This is a genomic window from Variovorax sp. LjRoot84 (genome assembly GCF_964254305.1).
Classification (GTDB): Bacteria; Pseudomonadota; Gammaproteobacteria; order Burkholderiales; family Burkholderiaceae_C; genus Variovorax.
Window position 1 is genome coordinate 3808412 of the sequence record NZ_CAXUTE020000001.1, and the last position, 17199, is coordinate 3825610.

The 17199-nt window shown below is 68.5% G+C and carries 14 protein-coding genes; 7 read left to right on the forward strand and 7 right to left on the reverse strand.

Features of this window, described 5'->3' with window-relative positions:
* Positions 1-4 precede the first annotated feature (4 nt).
* Positions 5-808, reverse strand: a complete 804-nt coding sequence (locus tag ACSQ9I_RS18890) for an IclR family transcriptional regulator (RefSeq protein WP_436314092.1) — start codon at positions 806-808, stop codon at positions 5-7.
* A 176-nt stretch (positions 809-984) separates the two neighbouring features.
* Here ACSQ9I_RS18890 and ACSQ9I_RS18895 point away from each other — a divergent pair, with 176 nt between their 5' ends.
* Genes ACSQ9I_RS18895 through ACSQ9I_RS18910 form a run of 4 tightly spaced genes read left to right on the forward strand, consistent with a single transcriptional unit; the run spans position 985 to position 4464 of the window.
* Positions 985-1752, forward strand: coding sequence for an ABC transporter substrate-binding protein (locus ACSQ9I_RS18895; RefSeq protein ID WP_436314093.1), 768 nt, complete (start codon positions 985-987; stop codon positions 1750-1752).
* Positions 1752-2417: an ectoine/hydroxyectoine ABC transporter permease subunit EhuD gene (ehuD, locus tag ACSQ9I_RS18900; RefSeq protein WP_244503894.1), complete on the forward strand. Its 666-nt coding sequence runs from the start codon at positions 1752-1754 to the stop codon at positions 2415-2417. The genes ACSQ9I_RS18895 and ehuD overlap by 1 nt, the downstream gene beginning before the upstream one ends.
* Positions 2414-3169 (forward strand): amino acid ABC transporter ATP-binding protein, encoded by a 756-nt coding sequence (locus ACSQ9I_RS18905; RefSeq protein ID WP_093108212.1) that lies wholly within the window; start codon positions 2414-2416, stop codon positions 3167-3169. The genes ehuD and ACSQ9I_RS18905 overlap by 4 nt, the downstream gene beginning before the upstream one ends.
* Positions 3166-4464: an NAD(P)/FAD-dependent oxidoreductase gene (locus tag ACSQ9I_RS18910; RefSeq protein ID WP_436314094.1), complete on the forward strand. Its 1299-nt coding sequence runs from the start codon at positions 3166-3168 to the stop codon at positions 4462-4464. The genes ACSQ9I_RS18905 and ACSQ9I_RS18910 overlap by 4 nt, the downstream gene beginning before the upstream one ends.
* Here the strand turns inward: ACSQ9I_RS18910 and ACSQ9I_RS18915 are convergent.
* Positions 4461-5411, reverse strand: coding sequence for a LysR family transcriptional regulator (locus ACSQ9I_RS18915; protein ID WP_436314095.1), 951 nt, complete (start codon positions 5409-5411; stop codon positions 4461-4463). The genes ACSQ9I_RS18910 and ACSQ9I_RS18915 overlap by 4 nt on opposite strands.
* Positions 5412-5502: 91 nt before the next feature.
* Between ACSQ9I_RS18915 and ACSQ9I_RS18920 the strand changes: the two genes are divergently transcribed.
* The gene (locus ACSQ9I_RS18920) at positions 5503-6858 is read left to right on the forward strand and encodes an aspartate aminotransferase family protein (RefSeq protein WP_436314096.1); all 1356 of its coding nucleotides are present in this window, start codon (positions 5503-5505) and stop codon (positions 6856-6858) included.
* Between the two features lie 18 nt (positions 6859-6876).
* Here ACSQ9I_RS18920 and ACSQ9I_RS18925 read toward each other — a convergent pair whose 3' ends face one another.
* The 4 genes from ACSQ9I_RS18925 to ACSQ9I_RS18940 are packed head-to-tail and all read right to left on the reverse strand — an operon-like array spanning position 6877 to position 11841.
* The gene (locus ACSQ9I_RS18925) at positions 6877-9057 is read right to left on the reverse strand and encodes an alpha/beta hydrolase domain-containing protein (RefSeq protein ID WP_436314097.1); all 2181 of its coding nucleotides are present in this window, start codon (positions 9055-9057) and stop codon (positions 6877-6879) included.
* Between the two features lie 36 nt (positions 9058-9093).
* The gene (locus ACSQ9I_RS18930; RefSeq protein WP_436314098.1) at positions 9094-10059 is read right to left on the reverse strand and encodes a Bug family tripartite tricarboxylate transporter substrate binding protein; all 966 of its coding nucleotides are present in this window, start codon (positions 10057-10059) and stop codon (positions 9094-9096) included.
* A 40-nt stretch (positions 10060-10099) separates the two neighbouring features.
* Positions 10100-10465 (reverse strand): AtuA-related protein, encoded by a 366-nt coding sequence (locus ACSQ9I_RS18935; protein WP_436304570.1) that lies wholly within the window; start codon positions 10463-10465, stop codon positions 10100-10102.
* Complete coding sequence (locus ACSQ9I_RS18940) at positions 10462-11841, reverse strand: acyclic terpene utilization AtuA family protein (protein ID WP_436314099.1); 1380 nt, start codon at positions 11839-11841, stop codon at positions 10462-10464. Before ACSQ9I_RS18940 ends, ACSQ9I_RS18935 begins: the two co-directional genes overlap by 4 nt.
* A 90-nt stretch (positions 11842-11931) precedes the next feature.
* On the opposite strand from ACSQ9I_RS18940, the gene ACSQ9I_RS18945 reads away from it, so the two are divergent.
* Positions 11932-12843 carry a LysR family transcriptional regulator gene (locus ACSQ9I_RS18945; protein ID WP_436304572.1) on the forward strand — a complete coding sequence of 304 codons (912 nt, stop codon included), beginning with the start codon at positions 11932-11934 and terminating at the stop codon, positions 12841-12843.
* 63 nt (positions 12844-12906) lie between these two features.
* A complete protein-coding gene (locus tag ACSQ9I_RS18950; RefSeq protein ID WP_436314100.1) occupies positions 12907-13437 on the forward strand; it encodes a protein-tyrosine phosphatase family protein in 531 nt (176 codons plus the stop codon).
* Positions 13438-13617: 180 nt separating this feature from the next.
* Here ACSQ9I_RS18950 and ACSQ9I_RS18955 read toward each other — a convergent pair whose 3' ends face one another.
* Entirely contained in the window at positions 13618-17115 is a 3498-nt protein-coding gene (locus tag ACSQ9I_RS18955) for an indolepyruvate ferredoxin oxidoreductase family protein (protein WP_436314101.1), read from the reverse strand.
* Positions 17116-17199 lie beyond the last annotated feature (84 nt).

Below are 17199 nucleotides of genomic sequence, written 5' to 3' on the forward strand. Positions count from 1 at the left end.
GCGCTCAGCCGATGCCCCGCACCGACCCCGTCAGCGACCGCGCGCATTGCAGCAGCGTCGGGGCGAGCTTGCGCACGGCGTCATCCATCGTCCAGCGGCTCGTGGGCGCCACCACATGCACGGCCGCCACGGGCCGGCCGTTGCTGCCCAGCACGGGCGCCGCCACGGTCATGTCGCCGAGGAAGAGCTCCTCGCTGTTGGTGGCGAAACCCTGCAGCCTCGCCTGGCGCAGCGCCTCCAGGATGTCCTCGACCGCGGTGCGTGTGTGGACCGTGTGGGCCACGCGATCCGAGGCCTCGATCAGCGCCAGCGCCTCGCTCTCCGGGAGCGCGCTCAGGTAGGCGCGTCCGGAGGCCGTGCAGTACATCGGGATCCGACTGCCGATCGGCATGTGGACGGGCACGAACTGCGCGCTGACGAAGCGGGCGACGTAGACCATGTCGAGCCCGTCCGGCTCAGTGAGGTTGGAGGTTTCCGTGGTGACCTTGGTCAGCTCCGACAGGAAGGGGTTGGCCAGGTCGATCAGCGGATCGGCCGCCAGGTAGTTGAAGCCTATTTCCATCACGCGCGGCGTGAGCTGGTAGCGCCGCGTCTGGGGATGCTTTCGCACATAGCCCAGCCGCTCCAACGTGAAGACCATGCGCTGCGCCGAGCTCTTGTTGATGTCCGTGGCTGCGGCCACTTCCGCCAGCGTCATGGTGCGCCGCCGTGCACTGAAGGCGCGCAGGACGGCCAGCCCTTTTTCCAGCGACTGGTTGAAAAGCAGGCTGCTGCTGTCGTCGGGGGCGGATTTCAGTGGGGCGTCCATCGCAGAAGTATAGCGACCCCGCTCGAAAGAATCGAATATCGATTCATTTGATTCGACTAGTGGTTTTCATAAATTGATATAAGGTTCTTAAGAATCGAATATTGGCACGCATGTTGCATCGCATGAAGGCCGGGCTGTTCCGGCCCGCCCATTTGCATCTTCCTCAAGGAGTCCACATGAATCCCTTCGTTCGCCGCTTTCATCGCTTTGCCGCGGGTCTGTTCGCTGCAGGTGTCGTTTCGCTCGCCTGCGCCCAGGGCGCCTCGCCGACCTACAACGTGGGCGCCACGGCCACCGGCGTGCCCTTCACCTTCCTGGACGTGAAGACCAACACCATCCAGGGGATGATGGTGGACACCGTCACCGCCGTCGGCAAGGCGGGCGGCTTCGGGGTCAACGTGCAGCAGACGGTGTTCTCGGCGCTCATTCCCTCGCTCACCTCGAACAAGATCGACATCGTCTCGGCGGCCATGCTGAAGACGGCCGCGCGCCAGCAGGTAGTGGACTTCAGCGATCCGGTCTATTCCTATGGCGAAGGCCTGATCGTCAAGAGCGAGGACACGCGGACCTATACCTCGCTGGACGAGCTCAAGGGCGAGGTGGTCGGCGCGCAGGTCGGCACGGTCTTCATCGACATGCTCACCAAGAAGGGCATCTTCAAGGAGGTGCGCAGCTACGACTCGGTGGCCGACATGACGCGCGATCTCGCGCTGGGGCGCATCAAGGCGGGCCTGGGCGACCAGCCCATCATCGCCTACCAGCTGCGGCAGAACACCTTCACCGGCGTGAAGCTGGTGGACAGCTACAAGCCGGTCAACGTCGGCGATGTGTGCCTGGTGGTGCGCAAGGGCGACACCGAGACGCTGGCCCGGATCAACAAGGCCATCGCGACGATCAAGGCTGACGGCACCTTGCAGAAGATCGTGCAGAAGTGGGGCATCTAGTGCCCGCGTCCTTCCTCCAGCACGCCCGCGACTTCCTCCCGATCCTGCTGCAGGGCGCGGTCGTCACGGTGCAGGTGACCGTCCTCTCCTTCCTGCTCAGCAGCGTGCTCGGCCTGGCGCTGGCGCTGATGAAACTGTCGCCGGTGCGCGCCCTGTCCTGGACGGGAACGGCGGTGATCAACCTGATCCGCGGCCTGCCGATCATCGTGCAGCTCTTCTACATCTACTTCGTGCTGCCCGAGTTCGGCGTGCAGCTCACGGCCTTCCAGGCCGGCGTGATCGGGCTGGGCATCGCCTACTCGGCCTACCAGGCCGAGAACTTCCGCGGCGGCATCGAGGCCGTCGACGCGGGCCAGCGCGAGGCCGCGCAGGCCATGGGCATGCGCTCCGCGATGATCATGCGCCGCGTGATCCTGCCGCAGGCCTTTCGCATCGCGCTGCCGCCCTACGGCAACACGCTGGTCATGATGCTCAAGGACTCCTCGCTGGTCTCCACCATCACCGTGGCCGAGATGACGCGCGCCGGCCAGCTGATCGCGTCCTCGACCTTCCAGAACATGACGGTCTACACGCTGGTCGCCCTGCTCTACCTGATCATGAGCCTGCCGCTGGTCTACGGCCTTCGCCGGCTGGAGCGCCGTCTCGGCGCCGGGAGGAAAGCATGATCCGCGTCACCGAACTGGAGAAGCGCTTCGGCCAGCACCGCGTGCTGCAGGGCGTCAGCCTGCACGTCGATGCCGGCGAGGTGGTGTGCCTGATCGGCCCCTCGGGCTCGGGCAAGTCCACGGTGCTTCGCTGCATCAACGGGCTGGAGTCGTACGAAGGCGGAGAGGTGCGCGCCTTCGGCGAACGCGTCGACCGCGGCAGCAAGAACATCCACCAATTGCGCAGCCGCATGGGCATGGTGTTCCAGCGCTTCAACCTGTTCCCGCACCGCACCGTGCTGCAGAACGTGATGGAAGGCCCGGTCTATGTGCTGCGCGAAAACCCCGCGCAGGCGCGCAACGAGGCGATGGCGCTCCTGGCCAAGGTCGGGCTGGCCGAGAAGGCGCAGGCCTACCCGGCCCAGCTCTCGGGCGGCCAGCAGCAGCGCGTGGCGATCGCCCGCGCGCTGGCGATGAAGCCCGAAGCCATGCTGTTCGACGAGCCCACCTCGGCGCTCGATCCGGAACTGGTCGGCGACGTGCTCGCCGTGATGCGCGCGCTCGCGGGCGAAGGCATGACGATGATCGTGGTCACGCACGAGATGGGCTTCGCGCGCGAGGTGGCGGACCGCGTCTGCTTCCTGCACAGCGGCAGCATCGTCGAGGAAGGCCCGGCGGCGCAGGTGCTGGGCGCGCCGCGGCAGCCGCGCACGCAGGACTTCCTGCGGCGCGTGCTGCACCCGTCGGCCGCACCCGCGGAGGTTTTGCAGTGACGGGCAACCGGTTCGCATCGGGCCAACAGCTTCCTCCGTCGCTCTGGGCCGCCACCGCGCCAGCCGCGCCGCCGACGCCGCGGCTCACGGAATCGCACAAGACCGACGTGCTCGTCGTCGGCGGCGGCTTCACCGGCCTGTCGACGGCGCTGCACTTGGCCGAGGCCGGCGCGCAGGTTTGCGTGCTCGAAAGCCATGAGCCGGGCTGGGGCGCCTCCGGGCGCAACGGCGGGCAGGTCAACCCGACGCTCAAGCACGATCCCGACGACCTGGTGCGTCTGTATGGCGTCGAGCGCGCGGAGCCCTTGATCGACGCCGTGTCGCGATCGGCCGACCTCGTGTTCGAGCTGATCGCACGTCACGGCATCGACTGCCAGCCGGTGCGCAGCGGCTGGGTGCAGGCCGCGTACTCGGAGCGGGAGGTGGCCGGCCTGCACGCCCGTGCCGCGCAGTGGTCACGGCGCGGCGTGACAACGGAGCTGCTGGACCGCGCCGGCGTCGCCGCCCGCCTCGGCACCGAAGCCTTTGCCGGCGGCTGGCTCGACGGACGCGCCGGGGGCATCCAGCCGCTGGCCTATACGCGCGGCCTGGTGCGCGCCGCCCAAAGTCTGGGCGCGGCGGTGCACGGCGAAACGCAGGTGACGGGGCTCGAGCGCCGCGGCGCGCTCTGGCATGCGAGCACGTCGACGGGCGCCGCCGTCACAGCCGACCAGGTGGTGCTGGCGACCAACGGCTACACGGGCCCGCTGTGGCCGGGCCTCGCGCGCACCATCCTGGCCGCGAACAGCTTCATCGTCGCCACGCGGCCGATCGAAGGTGCGGCCGCCGACAAGATCCTCCCGCGCGGCGAAACGGCATCGACCTCGCAGCGCCTGCTGCTCTACTTCCGCAAGGATGCGCAGGGGCGGCTCCTGATGGGCGGGCGCGGCCACTTCGCCGATCCGCGCGGGCCGCAGGATTTCGCGCACCTGGAGCGCTCGCTCGAGCTGCTCTTTCCCCAGCTGGGGCCGCTGCGCTACGAGTACCGCTGGGCCGGCCGCATCGCGGTCACGCGCGACTTCATGCCGCACGTGCACACGCCGGCGCCGGGCGTCACGATGGCGCTCGGCTACAGCGGGCGCGGCATTGCGCTGGCGACCAGCATGGGCCGGCATCTGGCCGCGCGCCTGACCGGCGACAGCAGCAGTTTCCCCTACCCGGTGACGCCGATGCAGGCCATACCGCTGCACGGCCTCCAGCGCTTCTACGTGGCGGCAGGCGTCGCCTGGTACAGCCTGCTGGACCGGCTCTCCTAGGGGGCGTGCGCCGCCGCGAGGCAGGCCTGGAAGGCCAGCACCGCGCGCGAAGGCTTGGGCGAGCGCCGCAGCACGCTGACGAAGCGGCAGCTGTAGTTGAAACGCGCCGGCAGCACGGCCTTCATGAGGCCGCGCTGCTCGAAGGCCTGCGCATAGTGATCGGGCAGGAAGCCGAGAAAGCGCCCCGAGAGAATCAAGGTCGCGATCGCCTCCTGGTCGAAGCCGGTGGCCTTGCGCGTGAGCTTCGCGCGATGGCTGAGCTGCATGTTGGGCGAGTGGTAGCCGAGCCCGGCGAAGTGATGCTCGCGCAGCCGCGCCCAGTTCAGCTTCGCGTGGCTGCTGTCGAAGAGCGGATGCCCCGCGCCGCAGTACAGCAGCATGGTCTCGTCGAACAGATCCGCGTAGACCAGGCTCTTCGACGTACGGTGCGCCGGAATGATGCCGATCTGGAACTTGCCCTCCAGCACGCCCTGCTCGATGGCGTTGATGGACCCCACGTGCACGCTCAGGCTCACCTCGGGCGCGAGCTGCGTGAAGCGGGCGATGGCCTCGCTGATGCGCGCCTGCGGGTTGCTGGCCGTCTTGTCGAACAGCGCCACCTCGAGTTGCCCGCCCATGCGGTTGTGGATGTCGTCGATGCTGCCGCGGAAGGCGTCGACCGAGGCCAAGAGGCGCAGGGTCTCGTCGTAGACGCGCTGGCCCTCGGCGGTGAGCGAGAAGCCGGCCCGCCCGCGCCGGCACAGCACCAGGCCGAGCCGGGTTTCGAGATCCTTCACATGCCGGCTCACGGTGGAGGTGCCGATGTTGAGCTCCAGCTCGGCGGCCGCCATGCCGCCGCACTCGACCACGCTCTTGAACACCTTGAGCAGGCGCAGGTCCATGTCGCTCAGCTGGCCGAGCACGGCGCGGTTCCTGGCGGCGCTTTCGCGCGGCGGTTTTACTTGCATGGATCGTCAAGTGAAGATTGATATTGCGCCATTCTCCACACTGAAGGCCGTGCGAACAATCGACGCATTCCCATCACCTCCGGAAGCGCCCATGAGCACCGCATCGACCGCCCTCGAACCGAACCCTGCCCTGCGCACCGACGCCGCCTGGCTCGACGCGCACTGGATGCCCTATACCGGCAACCGCAACTTCAAGGCCGACCCGCGCATGATCGTGGAGGCCAAGGGCGCCTATTTCACCGACGGCGACGGCCGCAAGATCTTCGACGGCCTCTCGGGCCTGTGGTGCTCGGGCCTGGGCCACGGCCGCCCCGAGATCACCGAGGCCGTGAGCCGCCAGATCGCCAAGCTCGACTACGCGCCGGCCTTCCAGCATGGCCACCCGCTCTCCTTCGAACTCGCCAACAAGCTCAAGGAACTCACGCCCGCCGGGCTCGACTACGTGTTCTTCACCGGCTCGGGTTCCGAGGCCGCGGACACCTCGCTCAAGATGGCGCGCGCCTACTGGCGCACCAAGGGCCTCGCCGGCAAGACGCGGCTGATCGGCCGCGAGAAGGGCTACCACGGCGTCAACTTCGGCGGCATCTCGGTCGGCGGCATCGGTGCCAACCGCAAGCTCTTCGGCCAGGGCGTGGAGGCGGATCATCTGCCGCACACGCAGCTCGCATCCAACGCCTTCTCGCGCGGCATGCCCGAACACGGCGCCGAACTGGCCGAGCGCCTGCTCGATCTGATCGCGCTGCACGATGCATCGAACATCGCGGCCGTGATCGTCGAGCCCTTCGCGGGCTCGGCCGGCGTGGTGATCCCGCCGCGCGGCTACCTGCAGCGGCTGCGCGAGATCTGCACCGCCCACAACATCCTCTTGATCTTCGACGAGGTCATCACCGGCTTCGGCCGCTGCGGCGCGCTCACCGGCGCGGATGCCTTCGGCGTGGTGCCGGACATCATGAACGTGGCCAAGCAGGTCACCAACGGCGCACAGCCGCTGGGCGCGGTGATTGCGAGCAAGGAGATCTACGACACCTTCATGGCGGCCGGCGGCCCCGACTACATGCTCGAGTTCCCGCACGGCTACACCTACTCGGCGCATCCGGTCGCCTGCGCCGCCGGCATCGCCGCGCTGGACGTGCTGCAGAAGGAAGACATGCCCGGCCGCGCGAAGGCGCTGGCGCCGCATTTCGAGAACGCCGTGCACAGCCTCAAGGGCAGCAAGCACGTGGCCGACATCCGCAACTTCGGGCTGGCTGCCGGCCTCACGATCGCCCCCCTGCCCGGCGAGCCGGCACGCCGCCCCTACGAGATCGCGATGAACTGCTGGAAGAAGGGCTTCTACGTGCGCTACGGCGGCGACACCATCCAGCTCGCGCCGCCCTTCATCGCCGAGAAGGCCGAGATCGACCGCCTCGTCAATGCACTGGGCGACGCGCTCGCGGAGACCGCCTGATCCGGCCGCGCGCTTCGCTCAAGGCAGCACCACGGTGCTTTGAGCCCGCGCGATTCTCCGGTCCGCGTCGCGCTGCAACAGGAAGCGCTGGGCCACCAGGCTGTTGGCCGCGCCGGTCACCGCGGTCACGAAGCCGGCCTGGTTGCCATAGAGCGATTCGATCGATGGCCGCGTGTCGCCGGCCGCGATGCGCGCCGCTTCGGTCTTGTGGAAGGGGATGAAGCTGCCCGACAGGTTCACCAGATCGACGATGCCCGGCGTGGCCACGTAGTTGAACTCGAGGCTGGTGCCCAGCGGCGCCTGCACGTCGACATTGCGGATGCCGGCCTTGGTGAGGGCGGTGCCCGGATCGACCTGCGGCACCAGGATCGCGTAGTCCTTGCCCATGTATGAGGGGGGAACCACCGTCGGGATGCCGGACTCGTCCTGCGGCCTGTACTGCGGGCCGTAGTCGAGCAGCGGAAAGCCGTTGTAGCGCGCCAGATAGTTGAAGGCCGGAATCGCCGTCGGCGCGCCGCCGCCCGCGAGCGGCCAGGTGGCGCCCGCGATGGTCGGGAACACCAGCTGGTCGGGCCGCACCAGCGTGCCGTCGGCGAGCTTCGGCACCTGGCTCGCGGGCGGGGCGAGATTCTTGACGACCCAATCCTCCAAGTCGACGAACAAGGCGCGGAAGGTATCGGCATGGTCCGTCATCGACCCGATCGGATACACCGCCGAGGTCGGACTGAAATTGATTCCGCTCGCCAGGCTTCCCGTGCCGCTGCCGTGCTGCGTGCTCGCGTAGTAGTAGATGCGCGCATTGGCTGGTTGGACGAGGTCCGAGGCACCCAGGGCATCGGTCAACACCGGCGAGCCTTGCAATTGCCAGAACTCCGTGCCCGACAGGCCGAGGAAGAATTTCGGACAGGTGGCGGTCTCGGTGCAGCGCTTCATCACGCCGCCCGTGCGGCCCGAGATCGCGTCGGCGTAGTCGGCCGCCAGTCCGCGCGGCGCGGTCTGGCCGAAGGCACGGTGATCGGTGCGCAAGCCTCCGCCGCCGCCCGGCACCGCGAAACGCGTGTTGATGTTGGTCTGGCGCGCCGCGACATGGGCGTAGATGCCCTCGAAGACCTGCCCGCCGTCGAGCCGCTGATTGAAACCCAGGTGCAGGAAGGTCTTCATCGCATTGCCCGATTGCGAGGTGCCCTGCCCGATCGCATGGCGGATCTTGCCGGCGATCGGATTCGGGGTGCCGGCCGAATCGGCTTGCTGGCTCCTGAAGAAGGCGATCGTGTCGCGCAGCGCCGCGAGGCCGACACCCATCACCTTGGGATCCTTCGCGACGTACTGGAGCTCGTAAAGCGTGTTCGGCTGAAAGCCGCCCTTCAGACAGATGCGCGCGGGATCCGCCGTGCCCGGGAACGGGTTGTCCGTGGCGTTGCAGCTCGCGAACTTCCAGTCCGCGGCGGGGATCGCAATGCGCGGGTCGGTCTCGTTCACGCGGCGCGTCAGCAGATAGCCGGGCTGCGTGTTGTCGAGGCTCGCGGGCGCATACGGAATCATCGTGCCGTTGAAGACGCCGCCCGGCAGGCTGAGCGAAGGCGCGGCGGCCGAGGTCAGCAGCTCGGTGGCGTACGGCCCCGTGATCGACGAACCGTCCTTGTTCTTCGCGACCGGCACCGTGACCGTCAAGCGCTGCGGCGAGCTCTTCGGAACGTCGCCTTGCCAGGCCGAGAACATCCACACGTAGCCGCGCTCGAAGAACACCGCATCGCTGGGATTCGCCGCGAGATTCGGCATCGTCAGGATGTTGCCGCGGTTCGGCGCGTCGTAGCGCAGCACGCCGCTGGCCTTGCTCATGTCCTTCGGCTTGAGCATCACGAAATCGGCGCTGTACTCGACCATGCCGCGCGCATTGACCGGCGCGAGATCGAGGTCCTGGATCACGGCATTCTTCGGGTCCTTCGGATCGACTTCGCCGCTGATCGTGCCGGTCAGCTGTTCGTAGGCGCCGACGCTGCCGAAGCTGCCCGGCATGTCGGTGGTGGCGCTGATCGTCAGCTTCATCTGCGCCGCCGCGGGTGCGGACGCAGGGGGCGCAACGATGCCGCCACCACCACCACCACCGCCGCCGCCACCGCCACCGCAGGCCAGCGTCATCAGTGCCGCAAGCGCGGCTGCGCACAGGACGCGGCAGCGTCCATTGATTCTCATCTGCATTTTTGTCTCCTCGGCTGCCTCTTCGGACAGCGACGCTTACTCGGCCTCGATGCCCGCCGCCTTGACGATGCGCCCCCACTTCTGCGATTCGCCGTACTGGAACTTCGCGAGCTCCTCGGGCGAGGTGGTGAACACTTCGGTACCGCTCGGCTCGTAGAACGCGGTCTTCGCAGCCTCGCTCTTCGCCGCCTTGACCAGCAGTTCGTTGAGCCGCTTGACCACCGCCGGCGACGTCTTCGCGGGCGCATAGGCCGCGAACCAGTAGCCCATCTCGTAGCCCTTGACGCCGGCTTCCGCGATGGTCGGCACCTCCGGTGCCAGCGGCGAGCGCTGGGCGCCCGAGACGCCGAGCGCGCGCAGCTTGCCGGCCTTGACCTGCGGCAGGCCGGTCGCGGTGTCGGTGATCATCATGTCGATCTGGCCGCCCAAGAGGTCGGTCACCGCGAGCGGGTTGCTCTTGTAGGGCACATGCAGCAGCTTGATGCCGGCCAACTGCTGCAGCAGTTCGCCGGCCATGCGGCTCGAGGAGCTGCCGCTGCCGAAGCTCAGCTTGCCGGGCTCCTTCTTCGCGAGCGCGACGAACTCGGCCACCGTCTTGGCCGGCGAGTTCGGATTCACCACCATGATCTGGCCGCCCTTGCCCAAAGCGGCGATCGGGCTGAAGTCCTTCACCGGGTCGTAGGGCAGCTTCTTGAACAGGTGCTCGTTGGCGGCGTGCGTGGTGTTGGTGGTGATCAGCACCGTGTAGCCGTCGGGCGGCGCTTTCGCAACCTGCTGCGAGGCGATGAAGCCGCTGGCGCCGGCCTTGTTGTCGATCACCACCGGTTGCTTGGTTTCCGCCGTCACGCCATTGCCGAGCGCACGCGCGATCTGGTCGGTCGCGCTGCCTGCGGCAAAAGGCACGACGAAGCTGATGGGCTTGTCGGGGTAGGTCTGCGCCGCTGCGGCGCCGGCGCCCAGCAGCGCGGCGAAGGCCAGCGCGAGGGGTCGAATGCGAATCATGGTGATGTCTCCTGGATGAATGAATAAGCGAAGCGAAAGATCAGGCATCGGCCGGGCCGATCAGCAGATGCGCCAGCGAGGCAGGCACCTCGATGGACATGTCCAGCAACAGGAAGGACAGCGCCTTGCCGTGCGCATCGAGGTTCAGCGCATCGTTGACGCCGCCGTCCAGCACATCGTCGAGCACGAAGTTCATCGCGTGCAGCTTCGGCAGCAGGAAGCGCTGCACGCGGCTCGGTTGCCGGTGGCCGAACTGCGCGGCCACGGCCTCGGGCGTGAGCTGTGCCACCAGCAAGGGATAGAGCTCCGGATGCCAGGCGATCACGCTGATGTTGGAGCGGTTGCCCTTGTCGCCGGTGCGGCCGTGGGCGGCGCGGAAGAGCGCGACCTTGTGCACCTGTGTCATGCCGCCTCCACGATCTCGAAGCGCACCGGCACCTGCTCCCGCGGCAACAGGCAGGAGCGCGTGTTGAGCCGCGGCGTGAGCGCCGTGCGCACGCCGCCGCCGCCGGCCGGGCCGCAGGTGTAGAGCGCCATCACCTCGCGCGTGAGCCGCTCGGCTTCGCCGCGCTCCTCGTGCGTCGCGGCCACGCGCAGCCGCACGTCGCGCGCGCCGCTCTCGGGCATCGCGTCCAGCATGCGGCCGGCGTCGTCCGCGAAGATGCTGATCGCGCCGATCAGGTCGACCCGCAGCGCGAGGCCCGCGAGCCGCTTGCGCAGGATGTCGGCGGCCAGCCGTGCCCGCGCCTCGGCGCGTGCGCCGGCGTAGGAGATCTCGCCTTCGGCCAGCCAGCCGCCTTCGTAGCAGACGTTGACCTTGTAGTCGGCGGGCCGCGCATGGCCGCGCACGCCGGAGAGCGCGACGCGCTCGGGCCCGGCGGCGCTCACCTCGGCGTCGCCGATGTCGGCCACCACGTCGGGCGTCAGGTAGGCAGCCGGGTCGTGCACCTCGTACAGCAGCTGCTCCTTGACCGTGGCCTCGCTGAGCAGGCCGCCCGTGGCATCGGCCTTGCCGATGATGCAGAGGCCGTCTGCGTCGATCTCGGCGATCGGAAAACCGATCGCCTCCAGGCCCGGCACCTCCTTGTAGCCCGGATCGGCGAAGTAGCCGCCGCAGACCTGCGCGCCGCATTCGAGCAGATGGCCGGCCATGGTGGCGCGTGCAAGCCGGTCCCAGTCGTCGGAACGCCAGCCGAAGTGCGACATGGCCGGCCCCACCGTCAGCGACGGATCGGCAACGCGCCCACACACCACGATCTGCGCGCCGGCATCGAGCGCGGCGGCGATCGGCTCGGCGCCGATGTAGGCGTTGGCGCTGACCAGGCGCATCCGGTCCATCTCGGCACCCAGCTGTTCGCGCAGCAGCGCGCGCTGCGCGGGCGCCGACAGATCGTCGCCTTCCACAACCGCAATGCGCGGCGCGTCGACGCCGAGCTCGCGCGCCATGCGGGCGATGTGGCGGGCGGCGGCGCGCGGGTTCGCAGCACCGAAGTTGCTGACGATGCGGATGCCGTGCGCCAGGCAGCGTGCGAGCACCGGACGCAGCATCGCGTCGAGCAGCGGCTCGTAGCCCGCTTCGGGATCGGCGCGCCGGCGCAGCTGCGCCAGCGCGAGCGTCCGCTCGGCCAGGGTTTCGAAGATCAGGAAAGCGCGCTGCTCCGAGGGGCCGTGCTGCATGCGCGCGATCAGCGTGTCCACCACCGGTGCGGCGGCATCGGTGCGGTCGCCCGAAAAGCCGGCCGCACAGCCGACCAGCAAGGGGGAAGCGGGCAAGTTGCTCATGTCTCCGATCTCGTCATGCGGTGAATGTAGGTTTTAGGGCCTCATCCGTACAATCGAAAGTTTGGATGGATTCATTCACTATTCGAATCAATGGCATCCGCCGACCTTTCCACCCGCCAGCTGCGCGCCTTTCTCGCGCTGGCCGATCTGCGCCACTTCACGCGGGCTGCAGAGGCCTGCCATCTCTCCCAGCCGGCCTTCAGCACCTTGGTCCGCGCGCTCGAGGAATCGGTGGGCACGCGCCTGTTCGACCGCAACACGCGCAGCGTGCAGCTCACGCCCGAGGGCCGGCTGTTCGAACCTTCTGCGCGCCGCCTGCTCGCCGACATGGGCCGTGCGCTCGCCGACCTGGGCGACCACGTGGAGCGGCGCAAGGGGCGCGTGCATGTCGCGGCGCTGCCCTCGCTCGCGGCCGGCTGGCTGCCGGCGCTGTTCGCGGAGTTCCGCCAGACCTGGCCGGGAATCGAGCTCGCATTGAGCGATCAGCTGTCCGATGCCTGCATCGACCTGGTGCGCGGCGGCCAGGCCGATTTCGCGCTGGCGTCGGGCAGCACGCGCGTCGCGGATGCGGCCGAGCTGCGCATGCGCGTGCTGTGCACCGATCGCTTTCACCTCGTGTGCCGAGCCGACCACCCGCTGGCTTCCGAGCCGCGGCTCACGCTGCGCAAGCTGGCGCCCTGGCCCTTTATCCACATGACGCGCAACAGCAGCGTGCGGCAGGCGCTCGAAGCCGCGCTGCATCCGCTGGCCATGAACACCGTGCTCGAGGTCGAGCAGCTCGCCACCGTGATGGGCATGGTCGAGGCCGGGCTCGGCATCAGCGTCGTCCCGACGCTCACGCTCTACCAGTTCCGGCGCGAGACGATCGCCACCCGGCCGCTTCCGATGCCCCAGCTCACGCGCCGGATCTACCTCGTGCAACGCCGCGAGGGCAGCTTGTCCGCGGCTGCACGGGCGCTGCACGACATGGTGGTGGCGCGACTGGGGTCGCTGTCGGTCTAGCAAGGCGATCTCTTTCTACAACGGCCTACGCAAATGCCAGGCAGAAGGCGCTAGGTTTGGTTCATGGACCCCTGGCAACCGAACTTCAGCTGGATCACCGAGCTGCTCGCCGTCGGCGGCAGCTTCCCCTACGACTGCGCGGAGCGGCTCGCGCGCGAGCATCGTATCCAGGCCGTGATCGACCTGCGCGGCGAAGCGATCCCCGATCCGCACGTGCTGCGCCGGCACGGCATCGCGCTGCTGCACCTGCCCACCGAGGACATGTGCGGCGTACGGATGGCAGATGTCGAGCACGGCATCCGCTTCGCGAACGAGTTTCTCGACGCGGGGCAGCGCGTGCTCGTCCATTGCGAGTACGGCATCGGCCGCTCCGCCACGCTGGCGCTGTGCCTGCTGGTGCACCGCGGCCATGCGCCGCTCGAGGCGCTCGAACTGATGAAGAGACAGCGCCCCGTCGTGGCGCCCTCGCCGCCGCAGTTCGCATGCTGGTCGGCGTGGCTCGACGACTATCGCTTCTCCCGCGACGACGTCGACTGGAGCTTGCCGAGCTTCGACGATTTCAAGACCCTGGCCTACGGCCATCGGCCACGCTGACAGGCAAAAAAAAAGGCCCGCACGAAGCGGGCCGAATGATTGCAGTCAGCAATCCCCCAGAGAACCTGGGTCGCAGTGTCGGCGCAAACGGCCCGGGTACCGCGTGAAGGATTCGGCAAAAAATGCGGGCATCGATGGCGGCGGGCCGGATCGTCCGCGCACCTGAGAATTTTTCCTCGCTCAGGCAATCCTCAAGGCAGGAGCCGCACGGCTTTTCTGCGCGCCGTCCAGCGCAGCGGCCAGGCTCTCCCGGTACGCGCGGATGCTCTCGTCCTTGATGTGGCCGTAACCGCGGATCTTTTCCGCCAGGCCGGCAATGCGCGCCGCCTCGGCCAGCCGATCGGGACCCAAGCCCTCGAGCAGGCGCTCCACCAGCTGGCGGTACTCGGCGATCAGCTGCCGCTCCTGCCTGCGTTCCGCCGTGTAGCCGAAGGCATCGAAAGGCGTGCCGCGCAGCCAGCGCAGCGCACCGAGTCCCTTGAACATCGCCAGCATCCACTGCCCGTAGGCGCGCTTCATCGGCAGGCCCTGCGCATTCCGCTTCGCGAACCAGGTCGGCGCGAGATTGAACTGGAGCCGGAAATCGCCTTCGAACTGCGCGCGCAGCTCGGCCAGGAACTCCGGGCGCGTGTACAGGCGCGCCACCTCGTACTCGTCCTTGTAGGCCATGAGCTTGAAGAGGTTGCGGGCCACGGCTTCCGTCAAGCGCAGCCGCCGGCCCTCCGGCACGACCGCGCGCTCGCCAGCCTCGACGCGCCGCACGAAATCCAGGTAGCGCTTCGCGTACGACAGGCTCTGGTAGTCCTCGAGAAAACGCACGCGGGTCTCGATGATCTTCTCGAGGCCTTGCGGCCGCGTCAGCTGCACCACCGTGCCCTCGCGGCCCGACAGCTTGGCCTTCCAGGCCGGATCGTGCGCGGCCAGGCGCCCGGCGGCAAAAGCCTTCTTGTTGGCCGCGACCGCGACACCGTTGAGCTCGATGGCCCGCGTCAGCGCATCGAGCCCGACCGGCACACCGCCCCGTTGCCAGGCAAAGCCGAGCAGTAGCATGTTGGCGCCGATCGCGTCGCCCAGCAGGGCCTTGGCAGCGTCGTGCGCATCGATGGCCTGGACCTGGGCCTCGCCGACGGCGGCCCGGAACTTCTGCAACAGCGCATCGTGGCGGAAAGGCAGGTCCGGCGAACGCGTGAACTCCGCCAAGGTCTGCAAGTGCGAGTTGACGAGGAGCTGCGTGCCGCCCTCCTTCACCGTGCCCAGCACGTCGGGCAACGCACCCACCACCATGTCGGCCACGATCAGCGTGCGTGCGCGCTGCGGCTGCACGCGCACCGCATGCAGGAGCGAAGGCCGGCCGGCGATGCGGATGTGGCTCACGACCGAGCCGCCCTTCTGCGCCAGCGCGGTGAAGTCCAGCACCGACGCGCCCTTGCCTTCCAGGTGCGCCGCCATCGCGACCAGCGCGCCGATGGTGATCACGCCCGTGCCGCCGACGCCCGCGACCAGCATGTCGAAGGGCCTGTCGACCTTCGGCAGCGCGGGCAGCGGCAGCGCCCCGGCCAGCGCATGCAGATCCGGCGCGGGCGACAGGGCCGTGCTGCTCTTGCGCACCTCGCCGCCCAGCACGGTCACGAAGCTCGGGCAGAAGCCTTCGGCGCAGGAATAGTCCTTGTTGCAGCTCGATTGCTCGATCTGCCGCTTGCGCCCGAACTCGGTTTCGAGCGGCGCGACCGAGAAGCAGTTGGACTGCACGCCGCAATCGCCGCAGCCCTCGCACACGGCGGCGTTGATGAACATGCGCTTGGCCGGATCGGGGTAGGTCTTCTTCTTGCGCCGGCGCCGCTTCTCCGCCGCGCAGGTCTGGTCGTAGACGAGCACCGTGACGCCGGCGATCTCGCGCAGCTCGCGCTGGACCGCGTCCATGTCGCGCCGGTGGTGCACCTGCACCCCTTCTTCGAGCCGCACGCCGCGGTAGACCTCCGGGTCATCGGTGACCACCACGACCCGCTTCGCGCCTTCGCTCGCGACCTGCGTGCAGATCTGCGCGACGGAGATGCTGCCGTCGACCGGCTGGCCGCCGGTCATCGCGACCGCGTCGTTGAACAGAATCTTGTAGGTGATGTTCGCGCCGCTCGCGATCGCCTGGCGCAGCGCCAGGTAGCCCGAGTGGAAATACGTGCCCTCGCCCATGTTCTGGAAGATGTGCGGCATCGCGGTGAAGGGCGCATGGCCCAGCCAGTCGGCGCCCTCGCCACCCATCTGCGTCAAGCCGCCGGTGCTGCGGTCCATCCAGCTCGCCATGTAGTGGCAGCCCACGCCGGCGAGGGCCTTGCTTCCTTCCGGCACCTTGGTCGACGAGCTGTGCGGGCAGCCCGAGCAGAAGTAAGGCAGCCGGCGCATGCCGTCCGACTCGTTCGACAGCAAGGCGGGCTTCGCGAACAGGCCGGCGTCGATGCGCTCGGCGAGCGGGTCTCCGATCGATGCGAGCCAGGCGCGCAAGGCCGAGGCGATCGATGCGGGGCCCAGCTGGCCCACCCACGTCAGTAGCGGCCCGCCGGCCAGATCGTGCTTGCCGCAGACCGTGGGCCGCTGTTCCTGGTTGAACACCAGCTCCTTCAGCTGCTGCTCGACCACCGAGGCCTTCTCCTCGATGACCAGCACATGGCGCAGGCCGGCGCAGAAGTCCTGCGCGCGCTGCGATTCGAGCGGGAAGCAGAGGCCCGGCTTGTAGATGCGCAGGCCAATGCACTGCAATTCGGCTTCGTCGATGCCGCAACGCTGCAGCACTTCCATCAGGTCATGGAAGGACTTGCCGACCACCATGATGCCCGCCGTCGCCTCCGGCGCAGCGACCACCAGGCGATCGATGGAGTTCAGCCGCGCGAAGGCCTTCAGCGCCTCCAGCCTCGCGGCCAGGCGCACTTCGATGGCGGGCGTCAGGAAGTCGTCGCTGCGGTAGGCCCGCGCTTCGGCGGCCCCGGGCGCCTCATCGGGCGCGGTGAACTCGGGCAGCGACGCCACCTCGATCGAACGCCCGCTCTCCACCGTTTCGGAGATGGCCTTGAATGCGACCCAGAGGCCGGCGTGCCGCGATGCGGCCCAGCCCCACAGCCCGAAGGCGTCGTACTCGTCGACCGAGGCCGGATGGACGATCGGCATGCCCCAGCCCATCAGCGAGAGCTCGCTCGCATTCGGGATCGAGGACGAGACCGCCGCATGATCGTCGCCCACCACCACCAGCACGCCGCCCTGGCGCGTCGTGCCCGCGGCATTGCCGTGGCGCAGCGCATCGCCGGCCCGATCCAGTCCGGGGCCCTTGCCGTACCACATGCCGAAGACGCCGTCGAAGCTGCGCTCTGCATCGGCGCCCACCTGCTGGGTGCCCATCAGCGCCGTGGCGGCCAGGTCCTCGTTGATGGCGGGCAGGAAGCGGATATCGTGCGCCTCGAGATCGGCCTCCGCGCGCCAGAGTTCGACGTCCACGCCGGCGAGCGGCGAGCCGCGGTAGCCGCTCACGAAACCTGCCGTCTTCAGGCCGTGCACTTCGTCCCATTTGCACTGCAGGAGCAAGAGCCGCACCAGCGCCTGCGTGCCGGTCAGGAACACGCGTCCCTGAAGCGCGCTGCGGTTGTCGGCGAGCCGGTAGCTCGTTGCCGGAACCGGCTCGGGGTCGCGTTTCATGTCGTCGTTCATCGTGCGCAAAAACAAATAGTAGTCTTGCCGCGCGTCACCGGCATGGCTTCGCCCAGGAGCCGTTTTTTTTTG

Excerpts from the sequence above, each read along its gene's own strand:
- ACSQ9I_RS18930 (WP_436314098.1), bottom strand. The coding sequence starts at position 10,059 with ATGATTCGCATTCGACCCCTCGCGCTGGCCTTCGCCGCGCTGCTGGGC.
- ACSQ9I_RS18895 (WP_436314093.1), top strand. The coding sequence starts at position 985 with ATGAATCCCTTCGTTCGCCGCTTTCATCGCTTTGCCGCGGGTCTGTTC.
- ACSQ9I_RS18905 (WP_093108212.1), top strand. The coding sequence starts at position 2,414 with ATGATCCGCGTCACCGAACTGGAGAAGCGCTTCGGCCAGCACCGCGTG.
- ACSQ9I_RS18925 (WP_436314097.1), bottom strand. The coding sequence starts at position 9,057 with ATGCAGATGAGAATCAATGGACGCTGCCGCGTCCTGTGCGCAGCCGCG.
- ACSQ9I_RS18920 (WP_436314096.1), top strand. The coding sequence starts at position 5,503 with ATGAGCACCGCATCGACCGCCCTCGAACCGAACCCTGCCCTGCGCACC.
- ACSQ9I_RS18955 (WP_436314101.1), bottom strand. The coding sequence starts at position 17,115 with ATGAAACGCGACCCCGAGCCGGTTCCGGCAACGAGCTACCGGCTCGCC.
- ACSQ9I_RS18890 (WP_436314092.1), bottom strand. The coding sequence starts at position 808 with ATGGACGCCCCACTGAAATCCGCCCCCGACGACAGCAGCAGCCTGCTT.
- ACSQ9I_RS18935 (WP_436304570.1), bottom strand. The coding sequence starts at position 10,465 with ATGACACAGGTGCACAAGGTCGCGCTCTTCCGCGCCGCCCACGGCCGC.
- ACSQ9I_RS18940 (WP_436314099.1), bottom strand. The coding sequence starts at position 11,841 with ATGAGCAACTTGCCCGCTTCCCCCTTGCTGGTCGGCTGTGCGGCCGGC.
- ACSQ9I_RS18915 (WP_436314095.1), bottom strand. The coding sequence starts at position 5,411 with ATGCAAGTAAAACCGCCGCGCGAAAGCGCCGCCAGGAACCGCGCCGTG.
- ACSQ9I_RS18945 (WP_436304572.1), top strand. The coding sequence starts at position 11,932 with ATGGCATCCGCCGACCTTTCCACCCGCCAGCTGCGCGCCTTTCTCGCG.
- ACSQ9I_RS18950 (WP_436314100.1), top strand. The coding sequence starts at position 12,907 with ATGGACCCCTGGCAACCGAACTTCAGCTGGATCACCGAGCTGCTCGCC.